Here is a 19,476-nt window from a genome sequence, read left to right on the forward strand (position 1 = left end):
AAGAACATGCTGGGAGCATGTTCGACCTGACACGGGATAGTCAGCCTTGGCGAGGCACGAGCCTAGGCGTTCTTGGATGAGGGGTAAGCTGTTCTCTACCCGGAAAGCCTCGATTACGCGCGCTTCGCGTCGCTCTGCGACCCCTCACCCGGCCCTTCGGGCCACCCTCTCCCACAAGGGGAGAGGAACTGGCAATCCTATCCAAAGTTGACAAAGTAGGCACGCAGCCGCCGTTCAGGATTTCTTGTCTTCCGCCCCATCGCCGTCCGGGTTTTCCGCCGGTTCGGGCAGCTTGGCGCGCGTATCGTCTTCCTCTCCCGGCAGTCTCCGGCTCCATTCCTCCTCGCCCTCGGTGAGCCGGCGCAGAGACGGTTCGATCGCCTCGGGCTTTTCGATCCCGCGCTGGCGCATCCAGCCTTCCAACTCGGTGAGCGGCGCCCAGTTCAGCGGATCGCGCACCCGCAACATCCATTGTAGGTGGCGGTTGTCATATTTGTCCCGCCACCCGACGAATTCACCCTTGTAGTACACCTGCTCCTCGGTGCCGTTAACCGCCCGGTCGAACGCCGTCGTGGCGAGGATATTGGTGCAGGCGCGCAGGGCCTCGTCCCACGCCTTGCGAATATGCGCGTTATCCTCGCGATTGTAGAGATTATAGGCCGACTGGCGCGACATGCCGACGATCCGGCAGGCATCCTTGATGCTCGCCGTGGAGCGTAAGGCTTTGATGAATCTCTCGATCCGGTCCGGCGTCCAGCCATCGTGGCGAAAGCGCCGCGCCGGGGGCTTGAGCTCGCCCCATTTTTCAAGCTCGGCCTTCGAACAGTAATAATAGGACGAGATCGTACCGTCCTCGCGGCGCGGAATATCTTTCATCGGCCCATGATCGGGATGGGTTTCCGGCATCGGTTTGCCGCTGGGATAACGCGGCCAGTCCGGATCGTCCTCCGCGCCTTCGGGAACTATGGGGCGGTAATCGTCTGTGGGGTCTTTGTCCGTCATCCGACAGGGTAGGTCAGATGATTTCCTATTTTACAAGGGGATGGGATTAACGAACTTACCAACCAATACGCTCGATCGCACTACCAAAACGATTGCGTCGGTGTTTACCTCCAACGATCCGTTTTGGATGCGAAACGTGTTCCGAATCTTCGTCTGTCCTGCAATCCTGTGTAGCGGAGGGAACGCGCTATGAAGAAATTTTTGGGACTGGTTTGCGCATTAGCGGTGCTGCCGGGTTGTGCATGGACGCAACTCACATCCGATTCGTACCTCGATGCCAATGGACGGCAGGCTGGACAAGTTTTTGTCTGGAACTCTGAATATTCAGCGGCCGTAGGCAATCGAATCGGAACCTGCGCACAAGGTGCATTGACGATGTCGGCGCGCTCCTTTGCAGGTGCCTTGGAAGCTTCGCAAGAATTGGCAGCTCAAGGCCAACAGAGCGCGCGGGCTGCGGCTGAATTTGCAGAAAATGTTTCGGCTTTGAATGTTTCGAATACCCAGACGTCCTTCGCGAACATTTCCTATTTCTATGCGTGTCAGATTGTTCTGAACTCGCTGGCGTCAAATTCGCAGCAGCTTCAGCCAAACCAAATCGTCGAACTCTTCCGCCTTGCCGGGCTGGCTGCAATCGACGCAACTCATGCGGCAGCAAATCCGACATCAATTCATTCTCCGAGAGTTTCGCGAGCCATTCAGGTACTGATGGAGCGGGCTGCAGAAAGCGGTGATCCGATCGATACAGAAGAAGAGATAGAGGAAGTCCTCGAAAGCGTTGACAGTGATGAAGAAGTGGATGCCTTACTCGCAGACGAAGCGGAAACTCCGTAGCAACTGAAATCATTTGCTGGGCAATGCACCCAGGTTAATCACTCCCCTTCCCCATCGACCGCCGCCTGCACGGCGCGGTAGAAAGCATTGCGCCGCTCGCGGTACAGCGCATTGCTCGCGACCGGCCAGTTGCCGTTGCTGGCGATCACCAGATTGCGCGCGGGATCGATGAAGATGCCCTGGCCGAAAATGCCCTGGGCGGCGAAGCTGCCATCGTCGAAGGTCCACCATTGATAGCCATAACCGCGGCCCGGCGCGCCGATATCGGCCTGGCGGGTCGTCGCATCGGCGAACCAGCCTTCGGGGACGACGCGTTCCTCGCCGATCATCCCGTCCGCCAGCACGAAAAGGCCGAAGCGCGCATAATCGCGCACCGTCGCCGAGATGCAGCAGCCGGCGATCTCGTTGCCGCCCGCATTGACGATCCATTCGCCATCCTGCGCCATGCCGAACGGCGCCCAGATCTGCTGCGACAGATAGTCGGCGAGCGGCATGTCCGTGGCGTTGGCGACGAGCACACCGATCAGGTTGGTCTCGCCGGTATTATATTGCCAGCGCGTGCCCGGCTCCGCCTCGCTCGGCAGGTCGCGCATATAGGTCACCACCGGGTCGATGCCGGGTTCGGGCGTGACCTGGTTGAAGCGGGACACGTCCGAGTTGGGATCGGTATAGCTCTCGTCCCAGCGGACTCCCGAGGTCATGGTGAGCAGTTGCCGGACCGTCACGCCGTCATAGCCGCTGCCCGATAGTTCCGGGATATAGTCGGTGACGGCCGCGTCGAGCGATTCGATATGCCCGTCCACTATGGCCGCGCCGACCAGCGTCGAGGTCAGCGACTTGGCGACCGAGAAGCTCGTCCAGCGCGTATCGACGTCCGCGCCCATGCGATAGCGTTCGAAGCGAACCTGGCCGTTATGGACGATGACGATCCCCGCGGCGCGCTGATCTTCGAGATATTGCTCGACCGTCCAGGGCTCGCCCTCCACCTCGAACGCGATGGCGAGATCGGGCCCGCGCGGGATTTCGCGGAAAGTGTCGCCATTGGGGACCGTGCGGACCGGGGCGAGTTCTTCCATGCGTGGAAAGCCGAAATCGCGCTGCGGCTGCGTCCACATGAGGACGTTGGTGTCGGTGGGGATATTGCTTTCGGCTTCGGCTGCTTCCTGTGCATGTGCGGTCCCACCGAGCGTTATCGCCAGTGCTGCGCTGAGCCCCCTCGTCCATTTCGCAATCGTCATCCTAATCCCCCTTGATCAGCGTCACCTGCGCCACATCGATACCTCCGGCTCGGAAGCCGCCTTCGCAATACATGAAATAATAGCGCCAGAGACCGTGGAACCGCTCGTCAAAGCCGTCCGGCAAGCGTTTCTCGGCGACGGCGCGGTCATAATCCTCGCGCCAGCGCCGTAGCGTCTCGGCATAGTGGAGATTATAGCTCGTGCGGTCCGCCCAGCTAAGGCCCGCCTGCTTCGCGATCTCCGCAAAACGCTTTTCCTCGACCAGCATGCCGCCGGGGAAGATATAGGTCTGGATGAAATCGGCGCTCGCGGCATAGGCCTCGAAGCCCTCCTCCTCGATCGAAATCAGCTGGATCGCCGCCTTACCGCCCGGTTTCAGCCGGTCCGCGATGGCGTTCAAATAGGCCGGCCAATATTCCTGCCCGACGGCCTCGACCATCTCAACACTCGCCACGGCATCGAACGTGCCTTCGACATCGCGATAATCGACAAGCTCGATCCGCGCGCGGTCGGCCAGCCCCGCCTTGCGCATTCGATCTTCCGCAAAGGCCTTCTGCTCGGTCGAGAGGGTGATACCCGTGACGTCCGCGCTATATTCGCTGGCCGCGATCTCCATCAGCCCACCCCATCCGCAGCCGATTTCGAGCAGCTTTTCGCCGGGTTTCAGATCAAGTCGGTCGAGCAGCATGCGGACCTTGCGGCGCTGCGCCTCGGCGAGGGGTTCCTCGCGCGAGAGCGGATCGGTGAACACCGCACTCGAATAGCTCATCGTCTCGTCGAGCCAGGCGGCGTAGAAATCGTTGCCGAGGTCGTAATGTGCTTCGATATTTTTCCGCGCATTGGCACGATTATTCCGGCGCTGCGTATGGGCGAGCAGGTTACGCAGGCGCGCCGTGCCCTTGGCCCGTGCTGTATTGCCCAGCGTCTTGCGGTTGGCGACGAACAGCTCGAACAGTGTTTCGGGCGCCGGACTGATCCATTCGCCCTCGGCCCATCCGCGATACCAGCCTACCGAGCCCGACGTCATCAGTCGGATCAACGGCCGCCAGCTTTTGAGTTCGATTTCGGCCGCAGGCCCCGGCGCGTGGTCGCCGAGCACACGGCTCTTTCCGTCGGGTAGTTTTGCAGCGAGTTTGCCTGTCGCGAGCCCGGTATCGATCCGGTCGAGTATCTTGTGAAAGCCGGGCGCGAACAGGCGCATGAACCAAGACGCCCCGGTCGAAAAACCGCGATCCGCGCGCAGCAGATGTTCGCCGCGTGGTGACGGACTGCTCGCCATATCCCCTCCTGCGCGCGCTTATTGCCGAAAAGCGTAGCGGAGAGCAACGGTTTCGCGTGCCCTTTCTCTAATCAGGATTTCACCGTTTCATACGCATCCAGCGCGCGCTGGCGCGCCTCTTTGTGACCAATGATCTTCGCCGGATAGCCGTCCGGCTTGCAGCCATGTTCTTCGGGGTCGTGGATATAGGGATCGTCGAGATCGGCGAGTTCGGGCACCCAGCGCCGGATATAGTCGCCGGCGTCGAATTTTTCGGACTGGCTGAGCGGTGCCATAATCCGCACGAACATATTGGAATCGACGCCCGTGCCGGCGACCCATTGCCAGTTCGTGCTGTTCGATCCGTAATCGGCATCGACGAGTGTATCCCAGAACCAGCGTTCGCCCTTGCGCCAGTCGATCAGCAGATGCTTGATGAGAAAACTCGCCGCGATCATCCGAACCCGGTTGTGCATCCAGCCCGTCGCCCAAAGCTCGCGCATCCCGGCATCGACGATCGGATAGCCGGTTTCGCCCTTGCACCAGCGATCGAAGTCGTCGCGCACGGCCGAGGAGCGGAAGTCGCGCCAAGGAAAATCGGCGAACTGGTCGCGATAGCCTTCGCCGCCATATTTCGGGAATTGCAGGATGACGTTCTGCGCGTAGTCGCGCCAGATCAGTTCCTTCTGGAACGTCGTCACGTCGCGGCCCGGGCCGGACACGCGATGCCAAATATAGGTGGGCGAGACCTCGCCGAAATGGAGATGCGGCGAGAGGTGCGCCGTGCCCTCTATGCTCGGCAGGTTGCGGCGGTCGTCATAGCGCGTCGCCTTGTCGATAAAGGTGTCCACATTCGCCCGCGCCCCTTCCTCGCCGGGCGTCCAGACGTCGAAGCCTGTTGCCCAATTCGGATTGGTCGGGAGTAGCGCCCAATCGTCGAGATCGTCGCTCAATGGCCACTCGCCCGGCGCGTCGATTGTCTGCGGCGTACGGGACGGTTCGGCCGGCGGCATATGCTCGCGCAGCGCTTTCCAGAACGGCGTGTAGATCTTGTAGGGATCGCCCGAGCCGGTCGTCACAGAACCCGGCGGCATCAGATAGTTGCCATGATGCAGGCAGAGGTCGACGCCATCAGGCAACAGCTCTTTCAACTCGCGTTCCGCATTGCGCCACCAGGGCTCGTAGTGGCGCAGCGCGTGGATTTGGGTCGCTCCAGTCTTGGCCGCGATATCGGCGAGGATCGTCGCGCTTGTCCCACGCCGCAGGATCAGCCGCGAACCCTTGTCCCGGAGGCTCTTGTCCAGACTTTCCAGGGAATGGTGCAGCCACCAGCGCGAGGCCGCGCCCATCTTCCGATGTTTGGGTGTCTCATCGTCAAAAATATAAACCGGAATGACCGGGCCACGCGACGTGGCCTCGGCCAGCGCGGCCTGATCGGAAAGGCGCAGGTCCCTGCGGAACCAGACTATCGAGACATTGCTCATTCCGCCGGGGTTATATCGACCGTGAAGCGGTCTCCAATACCGTCGAAAGTGAACCTCTGGTCGCGCAGCAGTATGCGACCGTCGCGACGCTCGATAAAGGGCATGCGGGACCAGAACAGATAAGGCCGCACATCGGGATTCTCCGCTATGACGGCATCCCAATCGACCGTATCCATGCCATCGGGGCGCACATCATCGTTCAGCGTCACCATATCTTCGCCGCCAAACAGCGTGAAACGCCCGCTCCCTATTTCGCCCTGGCCACGCCACCGAATGTCCCGCACCCAGAAGGCGATCGGCACATTATTGGCGATAACCAGTTCGGCGGATTCGCCGCGCATATCCCGGATCTGCTCCGCAGCCAGCTGCTGGGCGCGATCCGAGATCAGCGCGTTGGCGCCGACATAGGCTATGACGATTGCAACGATGGCGATCAACGGCCGCCGGTAATCCGTCCGCCCCCTTCGTTCGCGCCGCAGCGAGAGCCAGAGCGCAATCCCGAGCGCGGCCCAGACCCAGACATCGATAATAAACAACGTATCGCCATAGAACCATTGGTCGGAAAAAGGCTCAAGGAAACGGACGCCATAACTGTTGAGATAATCGAGCATCGGATGGCTGATCGCCCCGATATAGGCGAGCGCGAGCAGCCAGCCTTTATGGATCGGTAGCCTTTTCTCCGGCCGCTTGCCCCGCCGTTCCTGCCATCGATCGAAGGCGATCATGACGCCGGTCAGCAGTATCGGCAGGATCAGTACGCCAAAAGGCCCGTGCGCAACGCCGCGCCGGAGCGCCAAACTCTGATACTCGCCAAACAGCGTCGCAAGGGCGTCGATGTCCGGTAAGTTGGCGGCGATGATCAGCGTCGCCATGCCGAGGCCGGTTTTCTTCTTGAGCCCGAGCTGACCGAGCACGGCACCCGTCAGGCCATGGGTCAGATTATCCATGCGCGCTTAGCGTCCCGGTCCGATACCGGTTCTAAAGCTCTGGCCCATCTTCTTCGACGGTCCAGGTCTGGCCATGTTCTATCAGCGCTTGCAAATCGGCAGGCTTGCCCGCCGAAACCTCTTCACGCTGTTTGGTGAGCACCTGATTGAAGGTCGGACGCGGATCGTCATAAACCGTGCCGAGCGCCATCGGATATTCGCCGAACGGCATTTCGACGAGCATATAGGCCAGCGCATGGTTGGTCTGGTCGTGCCGCAACACGCCGGCCGCCTGCCAATCGCCATCGACGACATCGACGACGATGGGCTTCAGATGCTCGGGATGTTCGCGGTCGAGCGCGAGGCCCTTGGTGCCGTTGGCAAAGAGCAGCGGCTCGCCATGTTCGAGCCAGATCTGCGTCTCCGCCGCCGTCTTCTTGTTCGTGAAATCGGCGAACACGTCTTCATTATAGACGATGCAGTTCTGGAAAATCTCGATAAAGGCCGTGCCCTTATGGTTATACGCCGCTTTGAACGTATTGCTGAGATTCTTGTTCACATCGATACCGCGAGCGACGAAACGCGCACCCGAGCCTAGCGCGAAGGCGCACGGATTAACCGGCCGGTCGACCGAACCAAACGGTGTCGACGGGCTGCTGGTGCCGGTCCGCGAGGTCGGCGAATATTGGCCCTTGGTCAGGCCGTAAATCTCGTTGTTGAACAGCAGGACCTGGCAATCGACGTTGCGGCGCAGCAGGTGGAGCATATGATTGCCGCCGATCGACAGCCCGTCACCATCTCCCGTCACCAGCCAGACATCGAGTTCTGGATTGGCGAGCTTAAGCCCTGTCGCAATCGTCGGCGCGCGGCCATGGATCGTGTGGAAGCCGTAGGTCTCCATATAATAGGGAAAGCGCGAGGAGCAGCCGATGCCGGATACGAACACCGTGTTGGCCGGGTCCGCGCCGAGATCCGGCATCGTGCGCTGCACGGCCTTGAGAATCGCATAATCGCCGCAGCCCGGACACCAGCGGACTTCCTGATCTGTCACCCAGTCTTTAAGGGTCGTCTTGACGGGGGTCATGTCGTTCATGGCAGCCTCCTCAGCTCCACAGGAAATAGATAATCGCGACGATCACGATGAGCATGCCGACCAGCGGCATGACGCTTTTGGGTTTCTCATCCATCGAGATGCTCCGTGATCGCGGCCTCGATTTCCGAAATGCGGAAAGGCTGGCCGGAGACTTTGTTCAGCGGTTTCGCATCGACGAGATACTGATCGCGCAGCACGGTTTTCAGCTGTCCCTTGTTCATCTCGGGCACAAGAATCTTGTCGAAGCCGCGCAGCAAATCGCCGAGATTGCGCGGCAGCGGCCAGATATGGCGCAAATGGATCTGCGCAACGCTCTGTCCCCTGTGACGCGCCCGGGTCACCGCCTGATGGATCGGTCCATAGGTCGAGCCCCATCCAACCACAGCGAGCGTTTCGCTGCCATCGCCAAGATCGATCTCCTGCTCCGGAATATCGTCCGCGACATTCAGGATTTTCTGCGCGCGGATATCGGTCATTTCCTGATGGTTTTCGGGCGAATAATCGATATTGCCGCTGTTCGAGGCTTTCTCGATGCCTCCGATCCGGTGCATCAGGCCCGGTGTGCCCGGTCTGACCCAGGGGCGGGCCAGCTTTTCGTCTCGGCTGTAGGGATTGAAATGTTCGCCTTCGGCCGGCACTTCTTCATAATGTTTGACAGGAAACGGCTTGAACGCGTTGACATCCGGCATTTTCCAGGGCTCGGCGGCATTGGCGATATAGCCGTCGGTGAGCAACATAACCGGCGTCATGAAGCGCGTGGCGATGCGACAGGCCTCGATCGCGCAATCGAATGCATCGGACGGCGAGCGCACGGCCAACACCGGCATCGGCGCGTCGCCGTTGCGGCCATAGACGGCCTGATACAGGTCCGACTGTTCGGTCTTGGTCGGCAGGCCCGTGGACGGCCCGCCACGCTGCGAATTGACGATCACCAGCGGCAGCTCGGTCATGATCGCCAAGCCCATCGCCTCGCCCTTGAGCGCGATACCCGGCCCGGACGATGACGTCACACCAAGCGATCCCGCGTAAGATGCGCCGATCGCGGCGCCTATCGCCGCGATTTCGTCTTCCGCCTGGAAGGTTGTGACGCCAAACTGTTTGAGCCGGGAGAGGTGGTGCAGGATCGCCGAGGCCGGCGTGATCGGATAACCACCGAAGAACATCGGTAGATCGGCCAGCTTCGCCCCCGCCAGCAGGCCCAAAGAAATCGCCTCGGCGCCGGTAACCGTGCGGTACAGACCCGGCTCCGCCGGCGCGGCGTCGACATGGCGTGGTTGAAACGCGTAACCCAATTCCGCCGTCTCGCCATAGGCATGACCGGCATTGAGCGCCGCGATATTCGCTTCGGCGATCTCCGGTTTTTTCGCGAATTTCGCGTTGAGCCAGTCGATAATCGGCTTGCGCTTGCGATCGAACATCCAGAGCGTGAGCCCAAGCGTCCACATATTCTTGCAGCGCAAAGCTTCCTTGTTGCCGAGGCCGAAGGGCTTCACCGCTTCCAGCGTCATCTCGGTCATGTCGAGCGACAGTAATTGCCATTTGGCGAGCGAACCGTCTTCGAGCGGATTTTCGATATAGCCGGCCTTGGAGAGATTGCGCTCGCCGAACGCACCGCTGTCGGCGATGATCAACCCGCCATTGCGCAAATCGTCGACATTGGTTTTCAATGCCGCCGGGTTCATCGCGACGAGCACATCCGGTTCGTCGCCCGCAGTGCGGATCGCGCGGCTCCCGAAATGAATCTGGAAGGCCGACACGCCGAACAGCGTACCCTGCGGCGCGCGGATTTCGGCCGGAAAATCCGGGAAGGTCGCCAGATCATTGCCCGCGAGCGCCGTTGAAAGCGTAAACTGCCCGCCGGTCAACTGCATACCGTCGCCGCTATCGCCGGCGAATCGGACGACGACCGATGCCGCGTCTTCGGGAGAATTGTCTTTAATAGTCTCTGCCGCGCTGGCCATTATCTCACCCAATATGTTCCATTAATTTGCACCTATGCACAGCTAGGCCGCCGAACAAAATAGAAAAACTCACAAGCCGGTCAGCCATGCTTTTGCGCTTCATGGGCCAGCGAGAGGATCGTCCGCGCGTGGCGCGCAGCGACCGTGCCATGATCGTCCCCATATCCGCCGCCCAATACGCTGGCGAGCGGCACGCCGCGCCGCCGCGCTTCGCGCATCACAAGCCGTTCGCGGGCTTCGAGTCCGGCGTCGCTGAGCGCCAGCCTCCCGAGCCGGTCGTCGCGATGCGGATCGACGCCGGCCTGATAGAGGATGATATCGGGCGCGAACTGATCAAGCGCAGCGCGGAGATTGCTTTCCAGCGTATCAAGATAGCCGGCATCCGCCAGCCCGTCGGGCAAGCCTATGTCGAGCGAAGAGCGCGCCTTGCGCACCGGGAAATTCTTTTCCGCATGCAGGGAAAGCGTGAACATTTCCGGCTGTCCGGCGAGCAAGACGGCCGTGCCGTCCCCCTGATGGACATCGCAGTCGAGCACCAGCACGCGCCGTGCCCGGCCTTCGGCCACGAGCCGGTTCGCCGCGACGGCGAGATCGTTGAGCACGCAATAACCGGCCCCGGTATCGGGCAGCGCATGATGGCTGCCCCCTGCCCCGTTCGCCGCAAAGCCGTGTTCCAGCGCCAGCAGCGCCGCGAGCCATGTGCCACCCTGCGCCAGCAAGGAACGTTCGCGGATATCAGGCGTTACTGCGAAACCGATCCGTCGTTCCTTCGCCTTCGGCACGGTTGCCATCATGACCTCATCGACATAGTCATGGTCATGTACGTCTTCGATCCACTCGCGCGGCATCGGATTCGGCGCATGGATCGTCATTGCGGACCCGCTCGTTTCGAGCGCCTCGCGGACCAGACCATATTTGTTGAAGCGAAATGCGCTGCCCCTGGGCGCCGGCGCGACATAGCTGGAATGATGGACGAAATGCAGCATCGCGCAAAGCATATAGGCGCTGCGGATGCGGGAGACTATGACCCAGCCAATGCCGCAGCGCCTTGCCTCGCACGATCCGCGCGCGATCTGGTCGATCGCGCTCCCCGCGATGGCGACCAATGTCGCGACCGCACTTATCGGAATCGCCGATATCTGGATCATCGGCCAGCTCGGCCAGGCGACGGCGCAAGGCGCGGTGGAGCTCGGCGCGCGGCTCGTCATCAGCTTGCTCGTCCTCTTCAATTTCCTGAAAACGGCGACTACCGGGCTGACCGCCCAGGCCGTCGGCCAGCAAAACGAAACGGAGAAGATCGCCGCCCTGCTGCGCGCCTCGGTAATCGCGCTGGCGATCGGCGCGTTGCTGCTACTCACCAAGCCCCTGATCGTGCCGCTCGGCCTCGATTTTCTCAAGGCCGGCCCGGATGTGTGCGCCGATGCGCAGCTTTACATCGATATCCGTTTTTGGGCCGCACCGGCCTGGCTGCTGAACGCGGCGCTGATCGGCTGGCTGATCGGGCTGCGCCGCATGCGGACAGTGCTGGCGATCGAGGTCGCGGCGAATGTCGTCAATGTAGGGCTCGGCGTGCTGTTCGTGCTCGTCTGGGATTGGGGCGTTGCCGGAATCGCCTATGCGAGCCTGATCGTCGAATCCGGAAAATGCGGGCTGCTCGTTCTCGCTATCCTGCCAAGCGCGAAACTCGCCGAGTTGAAGACGGCGGCGGGTCATACCGACTTGTGGGATACGAGCCGCATGGGCGCCCTGTTCCGTGTCAATCGCGACCTGTTCTTGCGAACGCTCCTGCTAACCATCGCCATCATGCTGGTGACGCGGCAAGGCGCGTTGCAGGGCACCGATATCCTCGCGGCCAATGCGATCCTCTTCCAGATGTTCATGCTGACGGCGCTGTTGCTCGATGGCTTCGAGAATGCCGCGCAAGTGCTGTGCGGCGAAACCATCGGCGCGAAGGATCGCGAGGGATTCGACCTGACCGTCCGCCGCATCATGCTGCGCGGGATCGGCACAGCGCTGATCCTGACGGGCGTCTTCGCCCTCGTCTCCGGCCCGATCGTCGCCAGCTTTTCGACCGATCCGCAGGTCGTCGCAACCGTGCTGCGTTACGATATCTGGCTTCTCGCCCTGCCGCTCGCCGGTGTTGCCTCCTTCGTCATGGACGGCGTGTTCGTCGGGGCGACATGGACGCGGGCGATGCTGGCGACGATGGCGGTCGCGTTTCTCGCTTATGGCCTGATGCTGTGGCTCACGGCGCCACTCGGTAATCACGGACTGTGGCTGAGTTTCACGGTATTTCTGATCATCCGCGCGGCCGGCCAGTTTGCGCTGACGCCGCGACTTGCCGCGCGCACCTTTGCGCCTATACATACGAGCAAAACGAACCCGCAATCCGGAGAGTGAATAATGTCCCAAGCGACGCCCTATGTCCGCCCCGATGTGCAGATGATGCTCGATCTTCTCTCCGCCCAGGAAGGCCCCAAGGCGCATGAGTCCGATCCGGCAACCGCGCGAGCGATGATGGACATGATCTTCACCATGGCCGAGCGGCCTTGCGGTGATCTTGCGGTAAAGCGGGACTTCGCGCTCCCCGGCCCGGCCGGCGATATTCCCGCACGGCTCTACGACACCCGTGAGAATCGCGAGCCCGGCCCGGTCGTCGTCTTCTTCCATGGCGGCGGTTTCGTGATCGGCAATATCGAAACGCATGACGGTCTATGCGGCGAAACCGCCTCGACGCTCGATCTGCCCGTCGTTTCGGTCGATTACCGGCTCGCCCCGGAAAACCCTTTCCCCGCCGCGCCCGAAGACTGCATCGCAGCAGCGCGCTGGATAGCAAGCAGCCCGACCGAACTGGGCTTGCAGGTGACTGGCCTTATCCCGTCGGGTGACAGCGCGGGTGGCAATCTCGCCGCCGTGACGTCACTGGCGCTGCGCGACGAACCGGCGGATGTGCCCGTCATCGCCCAATGGCTGATCTATCCCGCGACCGATATGAGCGCAGACGGCGGATCGATGCAGGATTTCGCCGAGGGTTTTCTTCTGGAATCCGCGACGATGGAATGGTTCGGCAACCATTATGCCGGCGACGAAACCGACTGGCGGCTCAATCCGGTGCTCAAGGATACCACTGGACTGCCGCCGACTGTGCTGGTCACGGCCGGGCTCGATCCGCTGCGCGATCAGGGCCGCGAATATGCGGGCAAGCTGATCGCGGGCGGCGTGCATACCGTTTATCGCGAGGCCGGCGGCAATATTCACGGTTTCGCGAACCTGCGGAAAATCATCCCCTCTGCACATGACGATGTCGTGGCCTGTCTCGAGGCGCTCAAGCTGATCCTGGCCGAAATCGAAGAAGACGCCGCGCCGGAACAGGCCGCCGCTGCCGAATGACCAAAAGCGCAGATTTGCCCTACCGGCCTTGCGCCGGCGTGATGCTGCTCAACCATAGCCGGCAGGTCTTTGTCGGCCAGCGGATGGATTCGAGCAGCGAGGCCTGGCAGATGCCGCAAGGCGGTATCGACAAGGACGAGGATGCGGAATCCGCAGCATTCCGCGAACTTGAGGAGGAAACGGGCATCGCCCCGGCCAAGACGTCACTGATCGCCCGGGCCTCGCGCGAGCTGCAATATGACTTGCCGGACGAACTGATCGGCAAGATCTGGAAGGGCAGATATCGCGGCCAGCGGCAAAGCTGGTTCCTCGCACGGTTCGAAGGCGCGGACAGCGACGTCAATATCGAGACCGACCATCAGGAATTCCGCGCCTGGAAATGGGCTGATCCATTGGAACTGCCAAGGATGATTGTGCCCTTCAAAAAGCGACTTTACAAACAGCTTCTCGCAGAATTTTCAGACTATCTCTGAGATTACGCCCGCGACGCTCCTCCCGCGGTCGGCGACGAATCAGTTGTCCTTCACTTTCCGTCGATAAGCGTGGAGCAGCGGCTCGGTATAGCCGCTCGGCTGTTCAGCGCCCCTGAAGACGAGATCGCGGGCTGCCTGATAGGCCGCGCCGTCTTTATTGTCGGCCATCGGCACATAGGCTGGATCGCTTGCATTCTGTGCATCGACCTTCGCCGCCATTCGTTCGAGCGCCGCATCGGCTTCCTCCGCGCTGCACACGCCATGGTGCAGCCAGTTGGCCATATGCTGCGAGCTGATGCGGAGCGTCGCGCGGTCTTCCATAAGGCCGACGTCATGAATGTCCGGCACCTTCGAACAGCCGACGCCCTGGTCGATCCAGCGCACGACATAACCGAGTATGCCCTGTGCATTATTGTCGAGCTCCTCACGGATTTCCTCCGGCGACCAGTTGGTGCCATCGGCCAGCGGAATGGTGAGGAGCTTTTCCAGCGCCGGAATCGGTTCGTCCGCCAGTTCTTTCTGCCGCGCGAAAACATCTACCCGATGGTAGTGAAGCGCATGCAGCGTCGCACCGGTCGGGCTTGGTACCCAGGCGCAGTTAGCGCCGCTTTGCGGATGGCCGATCTTGGCCTCCGTCATGTCCGCCATCAGATCGGGCGCAGGCCACATACCCTTGCCGATCTGCGCCTTGCCGGAAAAACCGGCCGCGAGCCCGATCCGCACATTGCGATCCTCATAGGCCTGCAGCCACTCCGCCTCCTTGATCGCCGCTTTGCGCATCATCGCGCCTGCCCGCATCGAGGTGTGAATCTCATCGCCCGTACGGTCGAGAAAACCGGTGTTGATGAAGACGATCCGGTCTTTGACGGCATGGATGCAGGCCGCGAGATTGGCCGATGTCCGCCGTTCCTCGTCCATCACGCCGACCTTGATCGTGTGGCGATCCAGCCCAAGCATATCTTCGATCGCATCGAACAGCCGGTTGGTGGACGCGCATTCTTCCGGCCCGTGCATCTTGGGTTTCACGATATAGACAGAACCCGCTCGGCTGTTTCGGTACTTCCCGAGACTCTTGAGGTCGTACATCGCGATCAGGCTGGTCATGATACCGTCGAGAATGCCCTCCGGCGCCTCTTCTCCATCCGGCAGCAGCACCGCCGGATTGGTCATCAGATGTCCGACATTGCGGACGAACAGCAGGCTGCGCCCGGGCAGCGAAAACGCCGCCCCGTCCATGCCCGTATAGTCGCGGTCGGCACTGAGCGCGCGCGTCATCGTCTTGCCACCCTTCTCGAAAGACGCTTCGAGATCACCGCGCATCAGGCCGAGCCAATGGCGATAGGCGAGCACCTTGTCCTCGGCATCGACGGCCGCGACCGAATCCTCGAGATCGACAATAGTCGTGAGCGCGGCCTCGACGATCACATCAGCGATTCCCGCCATGTCCGTCTTCCCGATGGGATGATCTCGGTCGATCACGACTTCGATGTGCAATCCATTGTGCCGGAACAGCATGGATTTGCCATTCCTGCCGATTAGCTGGCCGGGATCGGTCAGCTCAGGCGTTCCGCCTTCGAAATCTCTCCAGCTGCCATCGGCGAGCGGCAGGAATTCGTCGAGCAGATCGCGCGCGGCAGCGATCACCTGCGCGCCGCGCTCTTCGTCATAGCCGCCCGGTTTCGGGCTGCCCGGCAGCACGTCCGTACCATAGAGCGCGTCGTACAAGCTGCCCCAGCGCGCATTAGCGGCATTGAGCAGGAACCGATCGTTGAGGACCGGTACGACAAGCTGCGGACCCGCGATGCGCGCGACTTCGTCGTCGACATTTTCGGTGCCGATGCTGAATGTCTCGGGCTCCGGGACAAGATAGCCAATCTCGCTCAGAAACGCTTGATATTCGCCTTGGTCGATCGGCTGGCCCTTGCGCGCCTCGTGCCACGCGTCGATCTGCGACTGCAATTCTTCGCGCTTTGCGAGCAAGGCGCGGTTTTCCGGCGTGAAATCGCGATAGATGTCCGCCACGCCCTGCCAAAAAGCATCGGGCGCTATACCGAGACCGTCCAGCGCTTCGGTTTCGACGAATTCCGCAAGACTTGCAGCTACGCGCAGCCCCGCGCGATCGACATAATCAGACATGTGTACTCCCGGCTTACGGATGCGATCCGCGGGTTTCGATCATCAACATAGAGGGAGGAGAAGGACGCGCTATGCCGTACCCGAATTGGGGATGCAAGGCGGTGACGCAGGCCGCATCTCGGGCTAAGGCGGTCGCGATGATAGAGATCACGATTGCCGATAGCCTGCCGGAACGGGCGCAGCTTTCGGCACTCATTCTGATCCGGCTCACCGATGGGGGAAAATTATGAGTTTCGTTGTCCGCGCCGCGCGCCGCGACGATGTCGACCAGCTCTACGAAATGGCCAAACTGACCGGGGGCGGATTCACCAACCTGCCGCCCGATCGCGGCGCACTGAACGAAAAACTCGCCCGGTCCGAAGAGGCGTTCGCGAAAACCGAGGGCGAGTCCGCGAACGACCTGTTTCTGCTCGCGCTCGAAAACGTCAATACCGGCCATGTGCGCGGTACAGCGCAGATATTCGCGGCGGTCGGCAAACGCTGGCCCTTCTACAGCTATCGCATCACCACCTATACGCAGCGCAGCAAAGAGCTGGATCGCACTTTCAGTTCCAAAATCCTGTCGCTGACAACGGATTATGAAGGCGCGTCCGAAGTCGGCGGCCTGTTTCTCCATCCCAATGAGCGCGCGGGAGGCCTCGGCAAATTGCTCGCCCGCAGCCGCTATCTGTTCATCGCAGACCATCGCGAACGGTTCGGCGATAAGCTGGTCGCCGAACTGCGCGGCGTGATCGATGAAGCCGGCGGATCGGCATTCTGGGATGCGCTGGCCGGCAAGTTTTTCGGCATGTCTTTCCAAGAAGCCGACGAGTTCAACGCGCGCAACGGCAACCAGTTCATCGCAGACCTGATGCCGAAACACCCGATCTATCTGAACATGCTCCCGGAAAGCGCGCGCTCAGTCATCGGCAAGCCGCACCCGTCGGGCCGCGCCGCGATGCGGATGCTCGAAAGCGAGGGTTTCCGCTTTAATGACTATGTCGATATTTTCGACGGCGGGCCGACGATGGAAGCTGATATCGACAATGTGAAATCCGTATCGGAATCCCGGACAGGTACGATCGTCAATATCGAGGGGGAAGAGGGCAGCCGGTCGCTCGCTGCGACCGGGAAGCTCGAATCCTTCCGCTGCTGCTATGCGAATATCGGCATGCTCGGCGACGCGGAGGTCGAAATCGATTCGCAGGCAGCGGATATCCTGCAGGCCGAAACCGGCACCCCGGTCCGCTACGTCACCCGTTAAGAGGAGAGCGCGACATGTCTCTCGTCGAGATCAATTTTGACGGCATTGTCGGCCCGTCGCACAATTATACCGGGCTCAGCCTCGGCAACCTCGCCTCGGCGAAGAATGCCGGGAAAATCTCCCAGCCCCGCGCGGCTGCGCTGCAGGGCATCGAGAAGATGCGCGCTAATATCCGGCTTGGATTGGTGCAGGGTGCGTTTCTGCCGCAGCGGCGGCCGGACGAAGCGTGGCTGAAATCGCTTGGAACAGATACCGCGCATGCCGGTCCCGCCTTGCTCGCCAACGCCATGTCAGCCTCCTCGATGTGGACGGCCAACGCCGCGACTGTTTCACCTGCACCCGATACGGCGGATGGCCGCTGCCACCTGACGCCGGCCAATCTCGTGACCATGCCCCATCGCAGTCATGAATGGCCGGAAACGCTGGCGCAGCTCCGCCTGGCGTTTGCGGATGCTGCCCACTTCGCCGTACATGATCCCGTCCCGCCGCCGTTTGGCGACGAGGGGGCGGCCAACTTCATGCGCCTCACCGCTGCGCATGGCGAACCGGGCATCGAGATATTCGTCTATGGCGAAAGCGGCGGCCCCTTCCCCGCCCGCCAACATGTCGAGGCGTCCAAAGCCGTCGCGCGCAAACATGGTCTCGATCCCGAACGCACGATATTTGTCGAACAATCGACCAGAGCCATCGCTGCCGGCGCATTCCACAATGACGTGGTGGCCGTCGCGAACGAAAATGTGCTCTTCTGCCACGAACAAGCATTTGCCGATCGCGACGGATTCTTCGCCGAACTGCAGGCGAAGATGCCCGATGTCGTTATCGTGGAGGTGCCGGCAAGCAAGGTATCGCTCGATGAGGCTATCAAAACCTATCTATTCAACGCGCAGCTCGTCACCCTGCCCGAGGATGGCTCTTCGGCAGAGTTCAGGACAGGCATGGCGTTGATCCTGCCGACGGAATCGCGGGACAGCGAAACGGTCTGGCCATGGCTCGAAAAAATGGTCGCGGGTAACGGACCGATCCGTAAACTCATCCCCGTAGACGTCCGCCAGTCGATGGCTAATGGCGGCGGGCCGGCTTGTCTGCGCCTGCGCGTGCTGGCCGATCCGGCAACGATCGATACCCGCTTCCTGATGGACGAGGCGAAGCTCGATACGATCCGCGATGTCGTCGCGACCGGCTGGCCCGAGAGCATCGATGCGGACCATCTCGACGATGCCGATCTCCATCTCCGAATCGCGGCGGCACGAAGCGCGCTGTACGAAGCGCTCGATCTCACCGAACTGATCTGACCCCCTGTCGGATTAACTTACAGTTTACCATATCCGTCAACGCGCGAACCGCAGTTTTCCGCGATTGGCACGGGTTTTGCTTAACTATTATGCATGTGGCCGCGCATCGCTCGCCTGTTCGTCATCAAGACACGGTTCGAAGCCTATCTGATCATTTACGCACTGGCGGTCGGCGCAACGGCGCGCGCGCAACTCTATCTCATTCAATATAAGGGCCCGATGGGGATCGCCCTCGCGCTGTGTTGCACGGGTGCCGTTTTTCTCGGCGGCGCGAAGATACTGGACGCCACGCCCAAACGCCCGAGGCAGAAGCGATTGCGCAAGCTTACCGAAGACTGGCGGGACCGGCACTAGCGGCCAGCGCTGCAACGCCGTCATCAGCGAAGATGTCGGGCAGAAATTCCCGGTCGTGCCCAGCGTCGCACAACTTCATCATCGTAGCGCGAAAACACGCTAAGCGCAGCGGGCGTCTTTAGTGCGAGGTGTATGGCGCGCCCGGAAGGATTCGAACCTCCGACCCCCTGATTCGTAGTCAGGTACTCTATCCAGCTGAGCTACGGGCGCTTGGGAACGCGCCATGTAGGCGGACTGGCGCGGCGGCGCAACCCCGTTGCGGGCAAAAGCAGGTGCGCCTAGGAGGAGCGCATGATCCGTCGCGCCGCCATATGTGCCACGCCCCTGTTGCTGCTCGCTTGCGCAGGCCCGGAGGGCGAACCGCCTTCGCTTGCGACACGGTCGATCGAGGGCGTGCTCGACGAGCCGGTTCGCGGCATCGCGCCTGTTCGGTCCGCCGCCGATCCGGCGCTTGCGGCCGAGATCGATCGTCTTGTGAGCCAGGCTGGCGCTGGCGATCGCGACTTCGGTGCTGCCTACCCCGCTGCCGAGCGGGCCGTTGCTGCGGCAAGCGGTAGCTCGATGCAGAGCGAGACCTGGATCGAAGCGCAACTCGCGGTGTCCGCGCTGGACTCCGCGCGCGCAGAGACCATCGCGGCGCTCGGCGATCTCGATTCGATGCTGGCCGAGCAGACCGCAAGCGGCCGCCCCGCGGAAACCAACAGGCTCGTAGCCGCGCGCGAGCAGGTTGCGGCGCTCTACGAGTCCCAGAATGCGCGGTATGACGCCCTGAACCGGCGGCTCAGAACGCAGTAG

The 19,476-nt window shown here is 61.5% G+C and carries 18 protein-coding genes and 1 tRNA gene; 9 read left to right on the forward strand and 10 right to left on the reverse strand.

Translation table 11 applies throughout. From position 1 onward, the window contains the following. Nucleotides 1-234 precede the first annotated feature (234 nt). Nucleotides 235-1,002, reverse strand: coding sequence for a hypothetical protein (locus tag Q0974_RS12870; RefSeq protein WP_299328195.1), 768 nt, complete (start codon nucleotides 1,000-1,002; stop codon nucleotides 235-237). Between the two features lie 189 nt (nucleotides 1,003-1,191). On the opposite strand from Q0974_RS12870, the gene Q0974_RS12875 reads away from it, so the two are divergent. Continuing rightward, nucleotides 1,192-1,833, forward strand: a complete 642-nt coding sequence (locus tag Q0974_RS12875; RefSeq protein ID WP_299328198.1) for a hypothetical protein — start codon at nucleotides 1,192-1,194, stop codon at nucleotides 1,831-1,833. 38 nt (nucleotides 1,834-1,871) lie between these two features. Here Q0974_RS12875 and Q0974_RS12880 read toward each other — a convergent pair whose 3' ends face one another. The 7 genes from Q0974_RS12880 to Q0974_RS12910 all read right to left on the reverse strand — a co-directional run bounded on the left by Q0974_RS12880 (nucleotide 1,872) and on the right by Q0974_RS12910 (nucleotide 10,779). Beyond that, a complete protein-coding gene (locus Q0974_RS12880; protein ID WP_299328201.1) occupies nucleotides 1,872-3,071 on the reverse strand; it encodes a serine hydrolase in 1,200 nt (399 codons plus the stop codon). 1 nt (nucleotide 3,072) lies between these two features. Continuing rightward, nucleotides 3,073-4,350, reverse strand: coding sequence for a cyclopropane-fatty-acyl-phospholipid synthase family protein (locus Q0974_RS12885; RefSeq protein ID WP_299328204.1), 1,278 nt, complete (start codon nucleotides 4,348-4,350; stop codon nucleotides 3,073-3,075). Nucleotides 4,351-4,421: 71 nt separating this feature from the next. Further along, nucleotides 4,422-5,813, reverse strand: coding sequence for a deoxyribodipyrimidine photo-lyase (locus tag Q0974_RS12890; protein ID WP_299328207.1), 1,392 nt, complete (start codon nucleotides 5,811-5,813; stop codon nucleotides 4,422-4,424). Further along, nucleotides 5,810-6,760 carry a metal-dependent hydrolase gene (locus Q0974_RS12895; RefSeq protein ID WP_299328210.1) on the reverse strand — a complete coding sequence of 317 codons (951 nt, stop codon included), beginning with the start codon at nucleotides 6,758-6,760 and terminating at the stop codon, nucleotides 5,810-5,812. Before Q0974_RS12895 ends, Q0974_RS12890 begins: the two co-directional genes overlap by 4 nt. Nucleotides 6,761-6,791: 31 nt before the next feature. Next, entirely contained in the window at nucleotides 6,792-7,832 is a 1,041-nt protein-coding gene (locus Q0974_RS12900; RefSeq protein WP_299328212.1) for a 2-oxoacid:ferredoxin oxidoreductase subunit beta, read from the reverse strand. 86 nt (nucleotides 7,833-7,918) lie between these two features. Further along, nucleotides 7,919-9,793 carry a 2-oxoacid:acceptor oxidoreductase subunit alpha gene (locus tag Q0974_RS12905; RefSeq protein WP_299328215.1) on the reverse strand — a complete coding sequence of 625 codons (1,875 nt, stop codon included), beginning with the start codon at nucleotides 9,791-9,793 and terminating at the stop codon, nucleotides 7,919-7,921. An 80-nt stretch (nucleotides 9,794-9,873) separates the two neighbouring features. After that, the gene (locus Q0974_RS12910; protein ID WP_299328219.1) at nucleotides 9,874-10,779 is read right to left on the reverse strand and encodes a histone deacetylase; all 906 of its coding nucleotides are present in this window, start codon (nucleotides 10,777-10,779) and stop codon (nucleotides 9,874-9,876) included. A gap of 37 nt (nucleotides 10,780-10,816) precedes the next feature. Between Q0974_RS12910 and Q0974_RS12915 the strand changes: the two genes are divergently transcribed. Genes Q0974_RS12915 through Q0974_RS12925 form a run of 3 tightly spaced genes read left to right on the forward strand, consistent with a single transcriptional unit; the run spans nucleotide 10,817 to nucleotide 13,656 of the window. After that, nucleotides 10,817-12,193 carry an MATE family efflux transporter gene (locus Q0974_RS12915; protein WP_299328222.1) on the forward strand — a complete coding sequence of 459 codons (1,377 nt, stop codon included), beginning with the start codon at nucleotides 10,817-10,819 and terminating at the stop codon, nucleotides 12,191-12,193. A gap of 3 nt (nucleotides 12,194-12,196) precedes the next feature. After that, nucleotides 12,197-13,183, forward strand: coding sequence for an alpha/beta hydrolase (locus Q0974_RS12920; RefSeq protein WP_299328225.1), 987 nt, complete (start codon nucleotides 12,197-12,199; stop codon nucleotides 13,181-13,183). Then, nucleotides 13,180-13,656, forward strand: a complete 477-nt coding sequence (locus Q0974_RS12925; RefSeq protein ID WP_299328228.1) for an RNA pyrophosphohydrolase — start codon at nucleotides 13,180-13,182, stop codon at nucleotides 13,654-13,656. Before Q0974_RS12920 ends, Q0974_RS12925 begins: the two co-directional genes overlap by 4 nt. A 39-nt stretch (nucleotides 13,657-13,695) precedes the next feature. Here Q0974_RS12925 and Q0974_RS12930 read toward each other — a convergent pair whose 3' ends face one another. Beyond that, complete coding sequence (locus tag Q0974_RS12930; protein ID WP_299328232.1) at nucleotides 13,696-15,792, reverse strand: malate synthase G; 2,097 nt, start codon at nucleotides 15,790-15,792, stop codon at nucleotides 13,696-13,698. Between the two features lie 71 nt (nucleotides 15,793-15,863). Between Q0974_RS12930 and Q0974_RS12935 the strand changes: the two genes are divergently transcribed. The 4 genes from Q0974_RS12935 (at nucleotide 15,864) to Q0974_RS12950 (ending at nucleotide 18,681) form a co-directional block, all read left to right on the forward strand. After that, nucleotides 15,864-16,022: a hypothetical protein gene (locus Q0974_RS12935; protein ID WP_299328235.1), complete on the forward strand. Its 159-nt coding sequence runs from the start codon at nucleotides 15,864-15,866 to the stop codon at nucleotides 16,020-16,022. Continuing rightward, nucleotides 16,019-17,035, forward strand: coding sequence for an arginine N-succinyltransferase (locus Q0974_RS12940; protein ID WP_299328238.1), 1,017 nt, complete (start codon nucleotides 16,019-16,021; stop codon nucleotides 17,033-17,035). The genes Q0974_RS12935 and Q0974_RS12940 overlap by 4 nt, the downstream gene beginning before the upstream one ends. Nucleotides 17,036-17,049: 14 nt before the next feature. After that, nucleotides 17,050-18,327 (forward strand): N-succinylarginine dihydrolase, encoded by a 1,278-nt coding sequence (locus tag Q0974_RS12945; RefSeq protein WP_299328240.1) that lies wholly within the window; start codon nucleotides 17,050-17,052, stop codon nucleotides 18,325-18,327. A gap of 93 nt (nucleotides 18,328-18,420) precedes the next feature. Then, on the forward strand, nucleotides 18,421-18,681 hold the full coding sequence (locus tag Q0974_RS12950; protein WP_299328243.1) for a hypothetical protein: 261 nt from the start codon (nucleotides 18,421-18,423) through the stop codon (nucleotides 18,679-18,681). A gap of 133 nt (nucleotides 18,682-18,814) precedes the next feature. On the opposite strand, the gene Q0974_RS12955 is transcribed toward Q0974_RS12950, so the two are convergent. Continuing rightward, nucleotides 18,815-18,891, reverse strand: a tRNA-Arg gene (locus tag Q0974_RS12955). 81 nt (nucleotides 18,892-18,972) lie between these two features. Between Q0974_RS12955 and Q0974_RS12960 the strand changes: the two genes are divergently transcribed. Next, a complete protein-coding gene (locus tag Q0974_RS12960) occupies nucleotides 18,973-19,476 on the forward strand; it encodes a hypothetical protein (RefSeq protein WP_299328246.1) in 504 nt (167 codons plus the stop codon).

This window comes from Parasphingopyxis sp. (assembly GCF_028279465.1).
Lineage (GTDB): Bacteria > Pseudomonadota > Alphaproteobacteria > Sphingomonadales > Sphingomonadaceae > Parasphingopyxis.